The organism is Pseudomonas sp. WOUb67 (assembly GCF_050058005.1).
GTDB lineage: Bacteria > Pseudomonadota > Gammaproteobacteria > Pseudomonadales > Pseudomonadaceae > Aquipseudomonas > Aquipseudomonas putida_R.
Genome location: NZ_CP170112.1, coordinates 4,449,627 through 4,468,754, shown reverse-complemented (window position 1 = coordinate 4,468,754; position 19,128 = coordinate 4,449,627). Strand labels below are relative to the sequence as shown.

The 19,128-nt window shown below is 63.6% G+C and carries 14 protein-coding genes; 9 read left to right on the top strand and 5 right to left on the bottom strand.

All coding sequences use genetic code 11. The annotated features are described in order from the left end of the window. Window positions 1–68 precede the first annotated feature (68 nt). The 3 genes from ABOC32_RS19850 (at window position 69) to ABOC32_RS19840 (ending at window position 3,285) form a co-directional block, all read left to right on the top strand. The gene (locus ABOC32_RS19850) at window positions 69–938 is read left to right on the top strand and encodes an aldose 1-epimerase (protein ID WP_426808517.1); all 870 of its coding nucleotides are present in this window, start codon (window positions 69–71) and stop codon (window positions 936–938) included. 51 nt (window positions 939–989) lie between these two features. Beyond that, window positions 990–2,270: an OprD family porin gene (locus ABOC32_RS19845; protein ID WP_426808516.1), complete on the top strand. Its 1,281-nt coding sequence runs from the start codon at window positions 990–992 to the stop codon at window positions 2,268–2,270. Between the two features lie 88 nt (window positions 2,271–2,358). Further along, complete coding sequence (locus ABOC32_RS19840) at window positions 2,359–3,285, top strand: alpha/beta hydrolase (RefSeq protein ID WP_426808515.1); 927 nt, start codon at window positions 2,359–2,361, stop codon at window positions 3,283–3,285. A gap of 4 nt (window positions 3,286–3,289) precedes the next feature. Here the strand turns inward: ABOC32_RS19840 and ABOC32_RS19835 are convergent, their stop codons facing one another. After that, entirely contained in the window at window positions 3,290–4,327 is a 1,038-nt protein-coding gene (locus ABOC32_RS19835) for a LacI family DNA-binding transcriptional regulator (protein ID WP_426808514.1), read from the bottom strand. A gap of 282 nt (window positions 4,328–4,609) precedes the next feature. On the opposite strand from ABOC32_RS19835, the gene ABOC32_RS19830 reads away from it, so the two are divergent. The 5 genes from ABOC32_RS19830 (at window position 4,610) to ABOC32_RS19810 (ending at window position 11,172) form a co-directional block, all read left to right on the top strand. Beyond that, entirely contained in the window at window positions 4,610–5,995 is a 1,386-nt protein-coding gene (locus ABOC32_RS19830) for an MFS transporter (protein WP_426808513.1), read from the top strand. Between the two features lie 16 nt (window positions 5,996–6,011). Continuing rightward, window positions 6,012–7,199, top strand: coding sequence for an L-talarate/galactarate dehydratase (locus ABOC32_RS19825; RefSeq protein ID WP_426808512.1), 1,188 nt, complete (start codon window positions 6,012–6,014; stop codon window positions 7,197–7,199). A 64-nt stretch (window positions 7,200–7,263) separates the two neighbouring features. Next, the gene (locus ABOC32_RS19820) at window positions 7,264–8,796 is read left to right on the top strand and encodes a UxaA family hydrolase (RefSeq protein ID WP_426808511.1); all 1,533 of its coding nucleotides are present in this window, start codon (window positions 7,264–7,266) and stop codon (window positions 8,794–8,796) included. A 105-nt stretch (window positions 8,797–8,901) separates the two neighbouring features. Continuing rightward, on the top strand, window positions 8,902–10,146 hold the full coding sequence (locus ABOC32_RS19815; protein ID WP_426808510.1) for an OprD family porin: 1,245 nt from the start codon (window positions 8,902–8,904) through the stop codon (window positions 10,144–10,146). Between the two features lie 237 nt (window positions 10,147–10,383). Next, the gene (locus ABOC32_RS19810) at window positions 10,384–11,172 is read left to right on the top strand and encodes a substrate-binding periplasmic protein (protein WP_426808509.1); all 789 of its coding nucleotides are present in this window, start codon (window positions 10,384–10,386) and stop codon (window positions 11,170–11,172) included. Window positions 11,173–11,355: 183 nt separating this feature from the next. Here ABOC32_RS19810 and ABOC32_RS19805 read toward each other — a convergent pair whose 3' ends face one another. The 4 genes from ABOC32_RS19805 to ABOC32_RS19790 form a co-directional block, all read right to left on the bottom strand. Then, the gene (locus tag ABOC32_RS19805; protein WP_426808508.1) at window positions 11,356–12,372 is read right to left on the bottom strand and encodes an XdhC family protein; all 1,017 of its coding nucleotides are present in this window, start codon (window positions 12,370–12,372) and stop codon (window positions 11,356–11,358) included. Between the two features lie 154 nt (window positions 12,373–12,526). Beyond that, on the bottom strand, window positions 12,527–13,870 hold the full coding sequence (locus tag ABOC32_RS19800) for a c-type cytochrome (RefSeq protein ID WP_426808507.1): 1,344 nt from the start codon (window positions 13,868–13,870) through the stop codon (window positions 12,527–12,529). An 18-nt stretch (window positions 13,871–13,888) separates the two neighbouring features. Then, entirely contained in the window at window positions 13,889–16,138 is a 2,250-nt protein-coding gene (locus tag ABOC32_RS19795) for a molybdopterin cofactor-binding domain-containing protein (protein WP_426808506.1), read from the bottom strand. Further along, complete coding sequence (locus tag ABOC32_RS19790; RefSeq protein WP_400622914.1) at window positions 16,138–16,593, bottom strand: (2Fe-2S)-binding protein; 456 nt, start codon at window positions 16,591–16,593, stop codon at window positions 16,138–16,140. Before ABOC32_RS19790 ends, ABOC32_RS19795 begins: the two co-directional genes overlap by 1 nt. Window positions 16,594–16,839: 246 nt before the next feature. On the opposite strand from ABOC32_RS19790, the gene ABOC32_RS19785 reads away from it, so the two are divergent. Beyond that, complete coding sequence (locus ABOC32_RS19785; protein WP_426808505.1) at window positions 16,840–19,026, top strand: OsmC domain/YcaO domain-containing protein; 2,187 nt, start codon at window positions 16,840–16,842, stop codon at window positions 19,024–19,026. Window positions 19,027–19,128 lie beyond the last annotated feature (102 nt).

The following is a 19,128-nucleotide window of genomic DNA, read 5'->3' as shown; positions in this document are numbered from 1 at the left end:
TTCTCTGCGCTGCGCCCCGGCGCTGCGGCAGGGCCATGTCGTGCCTGGAAAAGGGCACAGGAGGTTCCATGCAACCTTTGCTGCTGAGCAATGCCACCTGGTCACTTGGCCTGCTTCCCGCCTGGGGCGGGCGCATCGCCCACCTGCGTGCCGACGGGCTCGACCTGCTGCTGCCGATTGCTGCCGGGGCATTCGACCCGCTGGACTGGCCCCGGGCCGGTGCTTACCCGCTGATGCCGTATTCCAACCGTATTCGCAACGCCCACCTGCATTTCGCAGGCCGCGATTACCCCTTGCCGGCGCACCGCGCCGCGCAGCCGCACACCTTGCATGGCGTGGCGCATACGGTGCCTTGGCAGGTAGTGGAGGAGGGGGACCAACAGTTGACCCTCGCCTGCGACTACCTGGGGAAGCACTGGCCCTGGGCATTCCGGGCTGAGCAACGTTTCGTGCTCGACGGCAAGCGCTTGCGTATCGAGCTGGCGCTGGTCAACCGGGGGGATACACCGATGCCCGCAGGGCTGGGGCTGCACCCGTACTTCCAGCGTCACCCTGGCCTTAAGGTCCGCTACCAGGTGGGCCGCGAATGGCAAATCGACGACCAGTACCTGGCCACGGGCGAATTCTGCGAGGTAACCCAGGCGCTGTTGATCGATGCCGACGGCGCCCAGGGGGTGGCGCATTACCAGTCGTGCTGGGATGGTCAGCTGCAGCTGGACTACACCAGCGGCAGCCTGCGCCTGCAGGCCAGCGCGCCGCTCAGCCATTTTGTTGCCTTCGCCCCAGTCGGCAGCCCTTATCTGTGCCTGGAGCCGGTTTCGCACCTGGCCGATGCCTTCAATCAGCCGCAGGACTGTTGGGAGCACACGGGTACCCATGAGCTGGCCCCCGGTCAGCGCCTGCAAGCATCCCTCGATTTTACCTGGCAAGGACGCTGAGTTACTGCCCGACCGCTGTACCCGACACAAACCATAAAGAGAACAACAACAATGAAACACTCCTCGACTGGAGCGGGCTTCGCTCGCGCTGCAAAACCGTTGTCGCTGCTGCTGGGCCTGGGGCCGCTATGTGCCCAGGCAGCGTTTCTGGACGACAGCAAGGCCAACCTGACCTTTCGCAATTTCTACTACAACCACGATCTGCGCGACTCGACCAAGCCGGCCCAGTCCAAGCTGGAGGAGTGGGCCCAAGGCTTTATTCTCAAGGGTGAGTCTGGCTATACCGACACCACGGTAGGGGTCGGCGTGGATGTGTATGCGGGCCTTGGGTTGAAGCTCGATTCATCGCCCTCGCGCAGCGGCACGGCCTTGCTGCCCGGTGCCTATGACCGCGCGGGCGGGCCGCGCAATGCCGACCCGCGCTCGGTCGATGAGTACTCCGAAGCCACGGCAGCGCTCAAGCTCAAGTACTCGAAGAGCGAACTGAAAGTGGGCGGGCTGTTCCCCAAAATTCCGCTGGTCAGTTCTGGCGATGCCCGTTTGCTGCCCCAGTTCTTCGAAGGCGCCATGCTCGATATCCGCGAGCTGGACAACATCGACATCGGTCTGGGCCAGATGCGCAAGGTCAACCAGCGCGAGTTTGCTGGTGCCCGTGACATCCAGGTGGGCAACTACTACAGCGTGTTCAGCGACCGCTTCGACTATCTCGGCGGCACCTGGCGTGCCACCCCGCAGACCTCGCTGGGGCTGTGGAGCGGCCGTTTGCAGGACGTCTACCAGCAGACGCTGTACACCGCCACCCAGGGCTTGAAGGCAGGTGACTGGAACCTGTCCGGCACCCTCAATTACCTCGACACTGGCGAGTCTGGCAGCGAGAAGGCCGGCAATCTGGACAGCCGCATGACCTCGGCGATGCTCAGCGCCAACCTGCGGGCGCAGACATTTCGCCTTGGTTACCAGTACAACGCTGGCGATAGCGCCTTGCCGTTCATTCATGACACCGACCTGCCGGGGGTGGCCAACGCTGTGCAGGTGCTGCGTTTCGACCGTGCGCAGGAACGCTCCTGGCAGGCCCGTTACGATGTGGATTTTGCCGCACTGGGCGTGCCGGGGCTGACGGCGTTCGCCCGTTATGTGCGCGGGGACAACTTCAAGGTGGCGGGGGAGGATGGCAGTGAGTGGGAGCGCAACATTGATGTCACCTACGTGATCCAGAGCGGGCCGTTGAGGAACCTGGCGCTGCGCTGGCGTAACGTCGAACTGCGCGGGGATGCGACCGGGCGGCGCGACGAGAACCGTGTGATCATTGCCTATACCTTACCGCTGTTCTGAGCTTTTGGCCTGGGGCTGCTTTGCAGCCCTGTGGGGGAGGGCTCCGGAGAATCATCCCCCCATTCACAACCCCCCCAGGAGGACACCCATGCCCCAGCCTTTGCACCCCGCCATGCAGGCCTACATCGACAACAGCAAGCGCTTCACCCCGACCGACAACAGCCTGGCCGCCCGGCGCTCGGCATTCTTGCGAGCCTGCCGCCATTGCACTCCGCCACCACCTGAAGGCTGGCTCATCGAGGACATCGACCTGCAGGGCCTGCGCCTGCGCTGTTATCAACCCACCGGCCCGGCACCAGAAGGTGGCTGGCCAACGCTGCTGTACATCCACGGCGGCGGCTGGGACCTGGGCAACCTCGACACCCACGACTGGTTTGCCTACAGCCTGGCGCAAAGGGCCCGGTTGGCCATCGTTGCAGTCGAATACCGCCTTGCCCCCGAACATGCCTTCCCCGCACCCCTGGAAGACTGCCTGAAGGCGTGGGCGGCACTGCGTACCGGCAAAGTCGACGCCAACCTCAGCCAAACCACGCTCATGGTCGCTGGCGACAGCGCTGGCGGCACCCTGGCAGCGGGGCTGTGCAGGGCACTGCTCAGTGCTGGCCAACCACAGCCCTTGGGGCAGCTACTGGTCTATCCGGTGCTGACTGCCCGTCAGCACCTGCCGTCGATGCATGAACATGCCCAGGCACCCATGATGACGGTGGCTGGGTTGACCCAGTCGCTGCAAGGCTTCTTACCCAACGAGGCCGAGCGCAACAACCCTTGTGCCATGCCGCTGGAGGCTGATGATTTTGCCGGGCTGGCACCGGCCCTGGTAATGGTGGCCCGGGTTGATCCACTGTGCGACCACGGCATCGCTTATGCTGCCGCGCTGACCGCGCACAACGTGCCCGCGGAGGTGTGGGTGGGCAAGGGCATGGTGCATTCCAGCCTGCGGGCGTTCGGCGTGGCCGAAGTCGAGCAGGCCTGGGCGCGCATGGCCGCGCAACTGCTGCGCTGGGCATACGGCTGACAGGTCAGGTACTTTCGCGCACCGCCAGGCTGAAGCCCACGTCTTCAACACATTCGCCGCGCCCCAGGCTGCCATCCATGCGTTGCAACAGCAGCTCGGCAGTACGCAGGCCGATGCGCTCGCCATCAATGCTCACGGTGCTGAGCCGCGGGTGGGTGTGGGCGGCGAACTCCAGGTCGCCGAAGCCCATCACGGCAATGTCCCTCGGGATGTGCAACCCCTGGGCCTGGGCTTCGGCCATGGCGCCCTGCGCCAACAGGTCGATGCTGCAGATCACTGCGTCCATTTCCACGTTGGCGGCCAGCAGCCGGGCCATGGCCCGGCGGCCGTGGCCCATGTTCACCGGTGCCGATTGCAATTCGCAGGCGACAATCTCTACACCCGCCTGTTGCAAGCTGGCCACACAGGCCTGGCGGCGGCGGTTGGCGCGGTCGTCATCGCTCCACACCAAGCCGACCCGATGATGGCCGCGCTCGATGATGTGTTCTGCCATGGCGCGGCCAACGGCCTCGTGGGAAAACCCCACCACGGTGTCGATGGGCTGCTCGGTCAGCTCCCAGGTTTCGACCACTGGCACGCCGCGGAGCAGCAGTTTTTCACGTGCGGCATCGCTTTGCAGGCGGCGGGTGAGGACGATGCCATCCGGGCGGCGGGCGAGGATCGTGTCGATCAGCTCGGATTCGTGGCTTTCGTTGAGGTCCGACTGGCTCAGCAGCAACTGATAGCGGGCGGTTGCCAGGCGCCTGCCCAGTTCGGTGATGGTGTCGACAAAGGCGCGGTTGGCCAGGTTGGGCACCACCACGATGACCAGCCGGCTGCGCTGCGAGACCAGGGCGCCGGCCAGCATGTTGGGCACGTAACCAGTCTTGCGAATGGCACTGCGGACCTTTTTCTGGGTTTTTTCCGACACCAGTTCCGGCCGGTTGATCACCCGGGAAACGGTGATCGGCGACACCTTGGCCATTTTCGCCACGTCATCGAGGGTGGCGGGCGCGGCCAGAGATGGCTTCGAATCGGCAACTGTAGCGGGTGTTTCCAGCATCGGGGGCCTCTGCGCGGGAGCTTTGAGCGTGCTGTCGATTCTACCGGAACGGCACGTGGTTTTTTGCACTTCCTGCACATTCCCAACGCATGGGAATGTGCGGCGAAAGGCGATTTGCAAAGCCAGCCAGCTCGGGCCTAGGATTAATGACAGCGCTGTCATTTGATAGCGCTGTCATTGGTCGGAAGCGGCTCTGCGAAAGGCTGCAAGCTGCCAGAATTCAGAGCAGGTGCCGGTGCAAGGCCCTGCATGACGCCAAATAAAAACAATGAGGCAACTGCGATGCACAACCACGATACCTACGCCGCCGGGCCTGCCCCCGGTGCCGTGGCCGCGGCCACCACGGCCACCCGTTATCGCTACCTTATCCTGGCCTTGATCACCATGGTGCTGGCCTTGAGCAGTGGCGACCGTGCCGCCCTGTCGGTGGCCGGGTCGGACATGAGTCAGGAACTGGGCATCAGCTCGGTAGAAATGGGCTATCTGTTCTCCATCTTCAGCTGGGCCTACGTGATCTTCCTGATCCCCTCAGGCTGGCTGGCCGACCGCTTCGGCTCGAAGAAAACCATGGCACTGGCCATCTGCGTGTGGTCTGCCTTTACGGTGTGCATGGGGCTGGTGCACTACGTCGGCATGATCGTGCCACTGCTGCTGGCCCTGCGTTTTCTGCTGGGCGTGGCCGAAGCGCCGGTGGGGCCAGCCTCCACCCGGGTGATCGCGTCGTGGTTCCCGTCGGCGGAGCGGGGCATGGCCGGGGCCATCTTCAACAGTGCACAGTACATCTCGCTGGCGTTCTTCACACCGTTCATGGGCTGGCTCTGCTACGCCTTTGGCTGGCAATACGTGTTTATCGTCATGGGCATCGTCGGCTTCGGTATCGCCGCGGTCTGGTGGAAGAACTACTACCTGCCGGTCAGCCACCCGAAGATGAATGGCGAAGAACTCGACTACCTGCGCAAGGGCGAAGCACTGGTCGACCTCGAAGCCCAGGCCGCGCTGCCCAAGGAAAAGCGCCGCAGTTCGCTGGCTGAAGTGGGCTTGCTATTCAAGAGCCGCATGCTGCTGGGCATGTTCATCAGCCAGTACTGCGTCAGCGCGGTTACCTGGTTCTATGTCACCTGGTTCCCCATCTACCTGGTCAAGGAGCGTGGCTTCGACATCCTCCAGGCCGGCCTGGTGGCGTCGATCCCGGCCCTGTGCGGGCTGATTGGCGCGGTGTCGTCGGGCTTCTTCTCCGACTATCTGCTGCGCCGCACCAAATCCCTGAGCATTGCCCGCAAGACGCCGATCATCACCGGCGTGTTGCTGAGCTCGACCATGATGTTGTGCAACTACGTCGACACCCAGTGGCTGGTGATTGCGGTGATGAGCCTGGCCTTCTTCGGCAAGGGCTTCGGCAACCTCGGCTTCAGCGTGGTGGCCGACACCGCCCCGCGGGAAATGATCGGCATGACCGGCGGCGTGTTCAACGCCCTGGGCAACACCGCCGGCATCGTCACCCCGGTGGTCATCGGCTACCTGCTGCACTCCAGCGGCTCGTTCAACAGCGCGCTGATCTACGTCGGCGCCCACGGCCTGATCGCGGCGTTTTCCTACCTGGTGATCGTTGGCCGCATCCAGCGCCTGCAACTGTCCGACCTGACCGGCAAACCTTCCAGCACTCATTGATTCAGAGGAACGCTCCATGATCGAAAGCAACGTCTACATCGACCCGAAGATCGCTGCCCTGCAAGCCGGCGAAGCCACCACCGACAGCATCGATTGGATCAAGCTGTCGTACACCGTGCTACCGCTGGGCGCGCCGATCAGTGACGCCAAGGTGCTGACCGGACGCCAGAAACCGCTGACCGAAATCGCCTTCATCTTCGCTGAAATTCGCACCCGCGAAGGCCATGAAGGCATTGGCTTTGGCTACTCCAAGCGCGCCGGTGGCCCAGGCATGTACGCCCACGCCAAGGAAATCGCCCCCACACTGCTGGGCGAAGACCCGAACGATATCGCCAAGCTGTACAGCAAGCTGCTGTGGGCCGGAGCCTCGATGGGCCGCAGCGGCCTGACCACCCAGGCCATCGCGCCGTTCGACATCGCCCTGTGGGACCTGAAGGCCAAGCGTGCCGGTTTGCCGCTGGCCAAGTTGCTGGGCGCGCATCGCGACTCGGTGCAGTGCTACAACACCTCTGGCGGCTACCTGTCGACGCCGCTGGAAAAGGTCCTGGAAAACGTTCAGACCTCCCGTGCAAATGGCATTGGCGGCATCAAGATCAAGGTCGGCCAGCCGGACACCAGCATCGACTTCAAGCGGGTGCAGGCTGTGCGTGAGCAACTGGGCGAGGGCTTCCCGCTGATGGTCGATGCCAACCAGCAATGGGACCGGGTAACCGCCCAGCGCTTCTGTCGCAAGCTTGAGCAGTTCGACCTGACCTGGATCGAAGAGCCGTTGGACAGCGCCGACGTTGAAGGCCACGCGGCCTTGTCTGCGTCGCTGGACACCGCCATCGCCACCGGCGAAATGCTCACCAGCTTCAACGAGCATGCCCAGTTGATCACGGCCAATGCCTGCGATTTCATTCAGCCCGACGCGCCTCGGGTCGGCGGTATCACGCCGTTCCTGCAAATCATGAACCTTGCCAGCTTCAAAGGCCTGAAGCTGGCACCGCACTTTGCCATGGAGATTCACCTGCACCTGGCGGCCGCTTACCCGGAGGAGCCATGGCTGGAGCATTTCGAGTGGCTTGAGCCGATGTTCAACGAGCGCCTGGAGTTGAGCGAAGGCCGCATGTGGGTGCCCAACCGCCCAGGCCTGGGCTTCTCCCTCAGTGAACAGGCCCTGGCCTGGACCCAGCACAGCGTCGAGTTCGGCAAGCGCCCCTGAGCCCACCATGGCGGTGGCGCTTATGCCGCCACCGCCTTGGGTGTCACACCTATAGGAAAACACCATGAGTCACCGTGAAGTCAGCCCTGTCATTCGCCTCGATGCTGCCGACAACGTCGTTGTCGCCCGCATCGAAATCCCCGTCGGCACGCCCATTCCGGGTGAAGGTGTGACCACCTTGCAACCCGTGCCGCTAGGCCACAAGATCGCTGCCCGGTTGATCGCCAAGGGCGAGCCGGTGCTCAAGTACAACACGGTGATCGGTTATGCCGCCGAGGACCTGCCAGCAGGCACCTGGATGCACAGCCACAACATCGCCTTCGGCGAAACCGACCGTGACTACCGCTACGGCCTGGACTACGTGCCCACCGACCTGCTGCCGCCCGAGCAACGCGCTACCTTCCAGGGCATTGTCCGGAAAGATGGTCGGGTGGCCACGCGCAATTTTCTGGGTGTGTTCGTCGTCGGCAATTGCGGCGCCACGGTGGCCCGCAAGATCGCCAACCATTTCGACGAAGCGCGCCTGGCGGGCTTCGCCAACATCGATGGCGTGGTGCCTTTCGTGCACGAAATCGGCTGCGGCATGGAGATGACCGGTGAACCCATGGACCTGCTGCGCCGCACCATCGCCGGGCATATCAAGCACCCCAATACGGTTGGCGCGCTGGTGATCGCACTGGGTTGCGAGCGCAACAATATCCACGGTTTCTTCGAGCAGGAAGGGCTGGTGGAAGGCGACATGCTGAAGAAGTTGGTGATCCAGGATGTCGGTGGGGTCAAGAGTGCCACCGACCAGGGTATCGCCCTGATCGGAGGCATGCTGCCCCAGGCAGACCGAGTCCGCCGCCAACCGGTGTCGGCCGAACACTTGATGATCGGCATGCAGTGCGGCGGCTCGGATGGCTTCTCGGGCCTGTCCGCCAACCCGGCGCTGGGGGCGGCGGTGGACATCCTGGTGCGCCATGGCGGCACGGCAATATTGTCGGAAACCTCGGAAATTTTTGGTGTCGAGCACACGCTCACCGCCCGCGCTGTCACCCCGGCAGTAGGCCGCAAGCTGGTCGACCGTATTGACTGGTGGCTGGAATACAACCGCGGCCGCGACACCCAGATCAACGGCCGGGTCAGCCCGGGCAACAACGCCGGTGGCCTGGCCAACGTACTGGAAAAATCCCTGGGCGGGGCGAAGAAGGGCGGCAATGCACCGCTGATGGATGTGTTCGAGTACGCCCACCCGGTGACCAGCCATGGTCTGGTGTTCATGGACACACCTGGCTATGACCCGGTTTCTGCCACCGGGCAGATTGCCGGCGGTGCCAACCTCATTGCCTTCACCACCGGGCGCGGTTCGTGCTTTGGCTCGGTGCCGGCGCCCACCTTCAAGCTGGCCAGCAACTCGCCCATGTACCAGCGCATGAGCGATGACATGGACATCAACTGTGGGCAGATCATCGACGGTGACAAGACCATTGCCGAAATGGGCCAGGAAATTTTCGAACGCTTGCTGGCGCACGCCTCGGGGGAGGCAACCAAGAGCGAGCTCAATGGCCTGGGTGAGGACGAATTCTGCCCATGGCAGATAGGCGTGCTTGCCTGATCGGTCGACCTGCTCCGGCCTGTTCGCGGGCTTGCCCCCGAACAGGCCCTCCCAAACAACCACAACGATAACGGCCAGCGCTCAGCCTGGCCGAACGGACCAGCCATGCACAAAAACAACAAAATCTTGCTTGCCGTTCCTCTGCTTTTCTTCACACTTCCGGCCCATGCTGAAGGTTTTCTGGAAGACAGCCAGGCCACGCTGAAGGCCCAGAATTTCTACCTCAACCGCGACTTTCCCGAGGGGGAGGGCATTTCCAAGCGCGAAGAATGGGCCCAGGGCTTCGTCCTTGATTTGCGCTCCGGCTATACACCCGGCACCGTGGGCTTTGGCGTCGATGCCCTGGGCATGCTCGGCCTGAAGCTCGACTCCTCGGCGTGCCGCAGCGGCACCGGCCTGCTGCCCGTAGGCGATGATGGCCGCGCCCCGGACGAATACAGCAAGTTTGGCCTGACCGCCAAGGCACGCCTGTCGAAGACCGAGTTGAAGATCGGTACCCAGTTGCTCAAGTACCCGACCATCGCCTCCAGCACCGGTCGTATCTTGCCGCAGACTTTCCAGGGCGGCGTTCTCACCTCGAAAGAGCTGGACGCCCTGACCTTCACCTACGCGCAGGTCGACCGCACTACCAAGCGTGACTATTCACACAGCGAGGCCATGAGCCTGGTCAACAAGAATGGACGTTTTCGTGGCACGCCCGAAGCCGATGACTTCCGCATGGGCGCAGTGGACTATGTGCTCAGCCCGAACCTGAGCCTCAGCTACCAGTACGGCGAGCTGGACGAAACCTACGGTCAGCACTACTTCGGCCTACTCGGCAGTACCCCTCTGGGGGCCGGCAAGCTGGCGGTGGATGCGCGCTACTTCATCAGCGACGACAAGGGCCAGGCCCTTGCCGGGCTGGTCGACAACCGCACGCTCAACGTGCTGATCAGCTACAGCCAGTCTGGCCATACTGTCGGTGTCGCTTACCAGGGGTTGTCGGGTTCCACGGCCATGCCGTACCTGATCGGTACCGATGCCTACCTGACCAACTACATGATGGCTGCCGACTTCATGGAAACCGGCGAGCGCACCTGGCAGTTGCGCTATGCCTATGACTTTGTGGCGCTGGGCCTGCCAGGGCTGACCTTCTCGACCCGCTACAACCATGCCGACCACGCCAACCCGGCCACCGTTGCAGGGGAGGGGCGCGAGTGGGAGCGGGACACCGACTTGGGATACACCATCCAGTCGGGGCCGCTGAAAAACGTCAATGTGCTGTGGCGCAACGCGGCGCTGCGCTCCAACTACCAGCGCGATATCGATGAGAACCGGCTGATCGTGAGTTATACCTTGCCGCTGCGCTGACCGCCGTCGCGGTTTAAAAGATCATGTACGAGGAGTAATCGCCCACCATTGGCGGTATGGCCGGCAAAGGTTTTTGCCGGCCTGTTTTTTCCGGCCGATGAAAGGACAGCCGGCTGGCCGCTCATGGTCCAGACTGTCTACAGCACGCGCAGATGAATGCTGCGGTCGAGCACAGGATGTGGCAGCCTTTGGCCACCACGCCGGATCGCCGGATGTTACATGTGCCGAGGGTTGTAGATGATCCAGCGTTGCTTGCGCCAAGCCTTGCTGCTGTTGCCTTGCCTGTTGCTGCCCTTGGCGGTGGCAGCCGACGAACCATGCCGACGGCTGACCGCTACCGGCAACCCGGAATACCCCCCTTACCTGTGGCGCGACCCGCAAAACCCTCAGCAACTGATCGGTGCCAACGCCGACCTGCTCAAGTACCTGGGCAAGCAGTTGGGGCTGGAAATCGAGGTGGTGTACGGTGGGCCCTGGTCGCGTGCCCAGGAAGAAGTGCGCACCGGCCGGATCGACCTGCTCGCCGGGTATTTCATCACCCAGGCCCGGCAGCAACAGATGGACTTTGTCGCCCCGCCATTCCTGAGTACCCCCAGCGTGGTCTGGGTGCGCCAGGACAATGCCTTTGCCTACCGCCAGTGGGCAGACCTGAAGGGCCGCAAAGGCGGGACTCTGGTCAACAACAGCCATGGCCAACAGTTCGATGAATACGCCCAGGCCAACCTCACCCTCGAAGCGGTGCCCGGCGCACGGCAGGCGTTCGAGAAGCTGATGCACAAGCGCAGTGATTACGTGGTGTACGAGCAGTACCCCGGCATGGCGCTGGCGCGCACCTTGGGCATTGCAGCCACTGTGCAGGTGTTGCAACCACCGGTGTCCAGCGAAGGGTTGTACCTGGCGATCTCGCATGATTCGCCCTGCAACAAGCCACAGCTGCGTGAAGCGCTGGCGCGGGAGATGGCGAAGATCGTCGCCGGGGCGCTGCCCGAACAGATGCTGAAGCAGAACCTGGAGCGGTGGCAGTAACCGAGTGATTCAGGTGCTGCGCGGTCTATTTTTGTGGGAGCGGCCTTGCCGGGGCGCCGGACCGGTCGGAAAGGGCCGCAAAGCGGCCCCGGCGATTTTGCGCTCATGCACAGAACCTGGGGCCGCTTCGCGGCCCTTTCGCGACGCAAGGCCGCTCCCACAATGAGATCGCGCCAGCAGGAATCACCGATGCGAGGCTTCTCGGGTTAGCTTGGCCTGGGTCACGTTGACCGCACCGGGCAGGGTGACGTCGTTTTTTGCCGCGAGGATTTCGGCCATGACACTGACGGCGATCTCGGCCGGCGTCTTGCTACCAATGTAGATGCCAATCGGGCCGTGCAGGCGCTGCAGCGAGGTCTCGCTTTCGCCGAAGTGTTCGATCAGGCGCTCACGGCGCAGCTGGCTGTTGCGCCGCGAGCCGATGGCGCCAATGTAGAACGCAGGGCTGTGCAAGGCTTCGAGCAGGGCCAGGTCGTCCAGCTTGGGGTCATGGCTGACCGCGACGATGGCACTGCGAACGTCTGCGTCAAAGGCGCGGACCACGTCGTCCGGCATGCCGGGCAGCAGGTTGACCCCGGCCACATTCCAGCCGGCCGTGTACTCCGGGCGCGGGTCGCACAGCGAAACGCTGAAACCGTTGAACAGCGCCATGGTAGCGAGGTACTCGGCCAAGGCGCCGGCACCGATCAGCAGCAGGCGGTAGCCGGGGCCGAGGGTACTGAGCATGCACTGGCCGTCGAAGCTGAACAGGTCGGGTGTAGAGGTGGAGGCAAGGCTTACTTCGCCGCTGTACAAATCGAGCCTGCGGCGGATCAGGCGGCCATCGTCGAGGCCGGCCAGCAGTTGCTCAAGGTGTTCCAGCGGCAGGGCGAACTCAAGGACCAGCTCCAGGGTGCCGCCACAGGGCAGGCCAAAACGGTGCGCCTCATCGGCACTGACGCCGTAACGTACAACCTGAGGCAGGCCACCGGGCATGCCGGGGCCGCCGTATGCGGTGGTGTAGCGGTGGATGAGGTCGTCCTCGATGCAGCCACCGGAGACACTGCCAACCACGCGGCCGTCGCTGCGCAAGGCCATCATCGAGCCGACCGGGCGGGGGGAGGAGCCCCAGGTGCGGGCGACCGTGGCCAGCAGGACGCTATGGCCGGTGGCGAGCCAGTCTCGGGTGGTGCGCAAAACCAACAGATCAATGCTTTCCATTGGGGTTCCATCAAAGCCTGATGTTCAAGGGTGGCTGTACCGGCCTCTTCGCGGGTAAACCCGCTCCCACAGGAAGCGCGCCGCCTTGGAAACTAGTGAAGTACCTGTGGGAGCGGGTTTACCCGCGAAGAGGCCGGCACAGGCACCCTCACTTTCAGCGCATATGCAGGATGATCGGGCTGCTGCTGGCCGGGTCGGTATGCCCGCGCAACTTACCCACTGCCTGCGCATTCACGGCGCCTCCATGGTTGCCCCAGGCCGTGCGCACGAAGCTCAGCACCTCGGCAATTTCCTGGTCACTCAACTGCTCGCGGAAAGCCGGCATGCGATAGGCATCGGGTACCCCGGCAGCCACCACTCGCTGCGAACCATTGAGGGTGATATTGATCGCCGAGGCGTCTTCTTTCGCCAGTGCCGAGGTGGCCCCCGCCAATGGCGGCATCCACTCGGCCTGGCCTTTGCCGTCCAGACCGTGGCACGACGCGCAGCGGGTCACGTAGGTATGCGCCCCCGGGTTGTCTAGCCGTGCCGCTGCCGATTCGGCCTGGTACTGCCACGGCGCCCCATCGCGCTGTGGGTCGCCCGGCAGCGACTTCAGATAATGGGCGATGGCAGCCAGGTCATCGTCGTTCATGAACTGCGTGGAGTTGTTGAACGCTTCGGTCATCGAGCCGAACACCACGGCATGCCGGTTACGCCCGGTTTTCAGAAACTGCGCGATTTCTGCTTCGCTCCAGCGCCCCAGCCCAGTGTTGTGGTCGGCGCGCAGGCTTGGTGCGTACCAGCCGTCGAGCAGGGCACCTGCCAGGAACGGCTTGCCGCCTTCATCCAGGGCCTTTTCGTTGAAGGCCAGGCCGCGTGGGGTGTGGCAGCTGCCGCAGTGGCCGGGGCCCTGAACGATGTAGGCACCCCGGTTCCACTGCGCATCTTGACCGGGCTTGGCGGCGTATGGCGTGGTGGCAGCGAACAGGCCATTCCACAAGGCGATTGGCCAGCGCAGGTTCAGTGGCCAAGGGATGTCGCTGGCCAGGTTGGCCTGCTGCACCGGTTGCACGCTGTGCATGAAGAACGCGTACAGCGCCTTTACATCGTCATCGCTGAGCTTGGCGTAAGACGGGTAGGGCATGGCCGGGTACAGCCGTCGGCCACCGGGCGCGACCCCCTGGCGCACGGCACGGTCGAAGTCGGCCAGGCTGTAGCTGCCGATACCGCTGTCGCGATCAGGGGTGATATTGGTGGCGTGGATGGCGCCCAGCGGGGTGGCCATTTCCAGCCCGCCAGCGAACGGTTTGCCCTCCGGCAGGCTGTGGCAGGCCACGCAGTCGCTGAGGCGGGCCACGTACTCGCCGCGGCTGATCAGCGCCGGGTCAGCGGCAGTGGCCTGTGCGTCGGCAAGCGGCGAGGCCGGCTCACGGGTGACATACCAGGCCAGCAGGCCTGCCGCGACCAGGCACGGCAGCGCCAGCCAACCAGCGGTTCTTGCGAAACGATGGGTCATGGGGCGTCCCTTGTGCGATCAGCTGAAGGTATGGCGGCTTAGTGGCAGGCTGCGTACGCGCTGCCCGGTAAGCTGCGCGACCGCATTGGCCACTGCCGGGGCCACGGCGGGTAGCGGTGGCTCGCCGATACCGCCCATCTTCGCCCCGCTTTCGACAATGCGCACATGCACCCGGGCCATGCGCGAGGGCGGCAGGATCGGGTACAGGTCGTAGTTGCGCGCGCGTGGCTTGCCATCCACGTATACCGCTTCTTCCACCAGCGTCTGCGACAGGCCAAGGGCAACCGCGCCGTTGACCTGGTGTTCGATGATCGCCGGGTTGACGATGCTGCCCGGGTCGATGGCCTCCCAGATATCGTGCACCTTGACCTGTCCGTTCTCGATCGATACCTCGGCGATGACGGCCGCCTCCGAGCCGAACGGTGAGGCCATGGCCACGCCACGTGCCCGTTTGCTGCCATCCTCGGCGGTGAACGGCCCGCGCTTCCAGCCCCCGGACAACTCGGCGACCGCGTTCAGCAGGTTGGTCAGCCGCGGGTTGTCGCGCAGCAGGTGCAGGCGTAGCGCGAACGGGTCCTTGCCGCCTTTGTCGGCCAGTTCATCAAGGAACGATTCATAGAAGAAGTCGTTCAGCGAGTTGCCCACCGAGCGCCAGTAGCCAAGCATGACAGGGCCTTTGACATAGATCTGGGCAATGCGTTTGTTGGCGATGGCGTACGATTTGCCTGACAGCCCCTCAAGCGCGGTCGGGTCGATCTTTTCCCCTTGCTTGCCAGCCAAGGCCTCGGTTGGGCCTTCGGTGGCGCTGACCGCTTCGAGGGCCACCGGCATGCCGTCGGCATCCAACCCGGCGCGGAACTTCACCACTGCGACCGGGCGCAGCACATCACGCAGGAATTCTTCTTCGCGGCTCCAGATGAGTTTTACCGGCCGGCCAACCGCTTTTGCCAAGGCAATCGCCTGCGGGTAGGGGTTGGCCGAGTCGTACAGGAAGTGGCGGCCAAAGAAGCCACCCAGTAGCGGCGAGTGCAGGTTGATCTGCGCAGGCTCCAGGCCGGTGCGCTTGGCAATGTCGTCACGGAACATGTCCGGGGCCTGGTTGGGCAGCCAGACGTCCAGGGTGCCGTCCGGGTTGAAGCGGGCGAGGGCGGACGGTGGCTCGAGCTGGGCATGGTTCAGGTACTGGTTGTGGTAGCTGGCTTCGACCTTGGTTTTGGCATTGCTCAAGGCGCCGGCGATATCGCCTTCGTTTTCGTCATCACGGGCCGGGCCTTCGACCGTGGCCAGGTGTTCACGCCAGGCGTCGCTGGAGAAATCGGCCGGCATCGGCCGCACCTTGCTGTCGGCGGTCGGCTCTTGCCAGTCCACCTGAATCGCCTCCACCGCACGCTTTGCGTGCCACCAGCGTTCAGCAACCACGGCCACGGCGCCCGCCAGCTGGTGCACCGAGTGCACGCCTTTCATGGCCTTGACCTGCTCTTCGTTGCGCAGGCTGCCCACGGTCATGCCCAGGCGGGGCGCGTGCTGCACCGCGGCGTGGAGCATGCCGTCGACCTTTATGTCGATGCAGTACTGGGCCTTGCCGGTGGACTTGTCGTAGGCATCCAGGCGGCGAACGGGTTTGCCAATCCAGCGAAACTGGCTGGGGTCACGCAGCTTGACGCTGGCCGGGTCGGGCACTGGCAGGTCCATGGCGCGTCCGGCCAGTTCACCGTAGGGTATCGAGCGCCCGGTCGTGGTATGTACTACGTTTCCTGGTGTGGTCGAGAGTTCTTCCACCGGTACGCCCAGCTGTTCGGCGCCCGCCTGCAGCAGCATGGCCCGGGCAAGGGCGCCCAGGCGGCGCATGGTCGGGTAGCTCATGCGCACCGACATGCTGCCACCGGTGATGCGCATGCCGTTTTCCATCACTACATAGGCTTCGCCCGGTGGTGCGCTATCGACCACGAAGTTGACGGGGTCGACATCCAGCTCTTCACCCACAATCTGCGCCATGGCGGTGAAGGGGCCTTGCCCGCCTTCCATGAAAGGGCTGAGCAGGCGCACCGTGCCGTCTGGGCGAATCTCCAGAAACGCAGGCACCTGGGTGCCGCGTTCCGCAGTTGCCGTGGCTGCGGCCTGCACGCGGGCCGAGCCCATGGGCAGGCCGAAGCCCAGCACCAGGGCGCCGACTGCGGTGCCGGCAAGAAAGCGCCGGCGCGACAGGTTGACGGTTTCGCCCAGTTGCAACTTGAGCAGTTCGGCGGGGGTGTCTACTGGCGTGTTCATCAGGCCTGCTCCCCTTGGGCCAGGTCATGCACCGCGGCATGGATGGCGTTGTAGGTGCCGCAGCGGCACAGGTTGACCATGGCCGCGTCGATCTGCGCATCACTGGGCTTGGGGGTGTGCTTGAGCAACGCCGTAGCGGCCATGACCTGGCCGGACTGGCAGTAGCCGCACTGCGCCACCTGGTGCTCGACCCAGGCCGCAACTACCCTTTTGCCGACGACATCGGCTTCGATTGCCTCGATGGTGGTGACCTCGCGCCCCACCACACCGGCCACCGGGGTGACGCAAGCGCGGACCACGTTGCCGTCTACCAGCACCGAACAGGCGCCGCACTGGGCCAGGCCGCAGCCGTACTTGGTGCCGGTCAGCCCCAGGTCATCGCGGATCACCCACAACAAGGGCGTATCGGCGTCCGCCTCGACCTGATAGGTCTTCTGGTTGATGCGTAGTTCCATGGTTCACCTGCCAGTCATCGGTTGCTGTCGCTGTGTTTTTTTCTGTGCGGGGAATACGTTGTTCCCCAGAGAAGAAACGCTAGCACAGGGGGATGACCGCTGGTCTGGAGGCGCGGGCAGGTTCAGAGGATCAGGCAAGCAATCCGGTGGAATGCGCAAGCGATGAGGTAAACAGGACTTCCGGGGTGAAAACCCGGATAATGCCGGCCAATTTCGTTTTGCACGCTTAAATCACGGTAATCCCGCATGGAAATCAAGGTCAATTTTCTCGACAATCTCCGTCTCGAAGCCAAGTTCGACGACTTCACGGTGATCGCCGACCAACCGATCCGCTACAAAGGCGATGGTTCGGCCCCAGGCCCGTTCGACTATTTCCTGGCGTCTTCGGCCTTGTGCGCGGCTTACTTCGTCAAGCTGTACTGCCAGGCCCGGGACATCCCCACCGAGAACATCCGCCTGTCGCAGAACAACATCGTCGACCCGGAAAACCGCTACAACCAGATCTTCAAGATCCAGGTCGAGCTGCCCGAGGACATTTCCGATAAGGACCGCCAGGGCATCCTGCGCTCCATCGACCGCTGCACGGTTAAAAAGGTGGTGCAGACCGGCCCCGAGTTCGTGATCGAAGTGGTCGACAACCTCGATGCCGACGCCCAGGGCCTGTTGATGCCGGTGGCGGACAGCAGCACCTACATCCCAGGCAAGGACCTGCCGCTGGAGCAGACCATCGCCAACATGTCGGGCATTCTCGCCGGGCTGGGGATGAAGATCGAGATCGCTTCGTGGCGCAATATCGTGCCCAACGTATGGTCGCTGCATGTGCGCGATGCGCAGTCGCCGATGTGCTTCACCAACGGCAAGGGTGCAACCAAGGAAGCGGCGCTGGCCTCGGCGCTGGGCGAATTCATCGAACGCCTGAACTGCAACTTCTTCTACAACGACCAGTTCTGGGGCGAGGAACTGGCCAACGCGCCGTTCGTGCACTACCCGAACGAGCAGTGGTTCAAGCCAGGCCCGCGCGATGCGCTGCCGGCCGAGATCCTCGACGAGCATTGCCTGGAAATCTACAATCCGGACGGTGAGCTGCGTGGTTCGCACCTGTACGACACCAACTCGGGCAATACTGCGCGTGGCATCTGCTCGCTGCCGTTCGTGCGCCAGTCCGACCAGCAGGTGGTGTACTTCCCGTCCAACCTGATCGAAAACCTGTTCCTCAGCAACGGCATGAGCGCCGGCAATACCCTGGCCGAGGCACAGGTGCAGTGCCTGTCGGAAATCTTCGAGCGCGCCGTGAAGCGCGAGATCCTTGAAGGTGAGCTGTGCCTGCCGGACGTGCCGCAGGAGGTACTGGCCAAGTACCCGGCCATTGTTGCCGGTATTCAGGGCCTGGAAGAGCAGGGCTTCCCGGTGCTGGTCAAGGATGCGTCGCTGGGTGGCGAGTTCCCGGTGATGTGCGTGACCTTGATGAACCCGCGCACCGGTGGCGTGTTCGCCTCGTTCGGCGCCCACCCGAGCCTTGAAGTGGCGCTGGAGCGCAGCCTCACCGAACTGCTGCAGGGCCGCAGCTTCGAAGGCCTGAACGACCTGCCGCAGCCGACCTTCGAAAGCCATGCGCTGACCGAGCCGAACAACTTCGTCGAGCACTTCATCGACTCCAGCGGCGTGGTGTCGTGGCGCTTCTTCGGCGCCAAGGCCGACTTCGAGTTCGTCGAGTGGGACTTCTCCGGCCATGGCGAGGATTCCAATGTTCAGGAGGCCGCCACCCTGTTCGGCATTCTCGAAGACCTGGACAAGGAAGTGTACATGGCGGTGTACGACAACCTTGGCGCGACTGCCTGCCGTATCCTGGTGCCGGGCTACTCGGAAATCTACCCGGTCGAGGACCTGATCTGGGACAACACCAACCGCGCCTTGTCGTTCCGCGCCGACATCCTCAACCTGCACAGCCTCGAAAGCCGCCCCCTCAAGCTGCTGCTCAAGCGCCTGGACAACTGCGATGTGGATGACTACACCACCATCACCACGCTGATTGGTGTGGAGTTCGACGAGAACACCGTATGGGGCCAGTTGACCATTCTGGAGCTGAAGCTGCTGATCTGCCTGGCAGTGCAGCGCTTCGAGGATGCCAAGGAACTGGTCGAGGCGTTCCTGCAGTTCAACGACAACACCGTCGAGCGCGGCCTGTTCTACCAAGCGCTGAACGTGGTGCTGGAAGTGCAGCTGGATGACGAACTGGAGATGGACGATTACGAAGCCAACTTCCGCCGCATGTTCGGCAATGCGCGCATGGACGCGGTGCTGGGTTCGCTGGACGGCAGCGTGCGCTTCCATGGCCTGACCCCGACCAGCATGAAGCTCGAAGGCCTTGATCGCCACTTGCGCCTGATCGAGAGCTACAAGAAGCTGCACGCGGCCCGGGCCAAGTTGGCCTGATAGCAGCTGTCCCAGCCGTTATTCTGTGCTGGCAAAATCCAAGCGTTTGCGCGATCACTGTGGAAGCGCGCAGGCTTCGAGCTTATGCAGTACCTGTGGGAG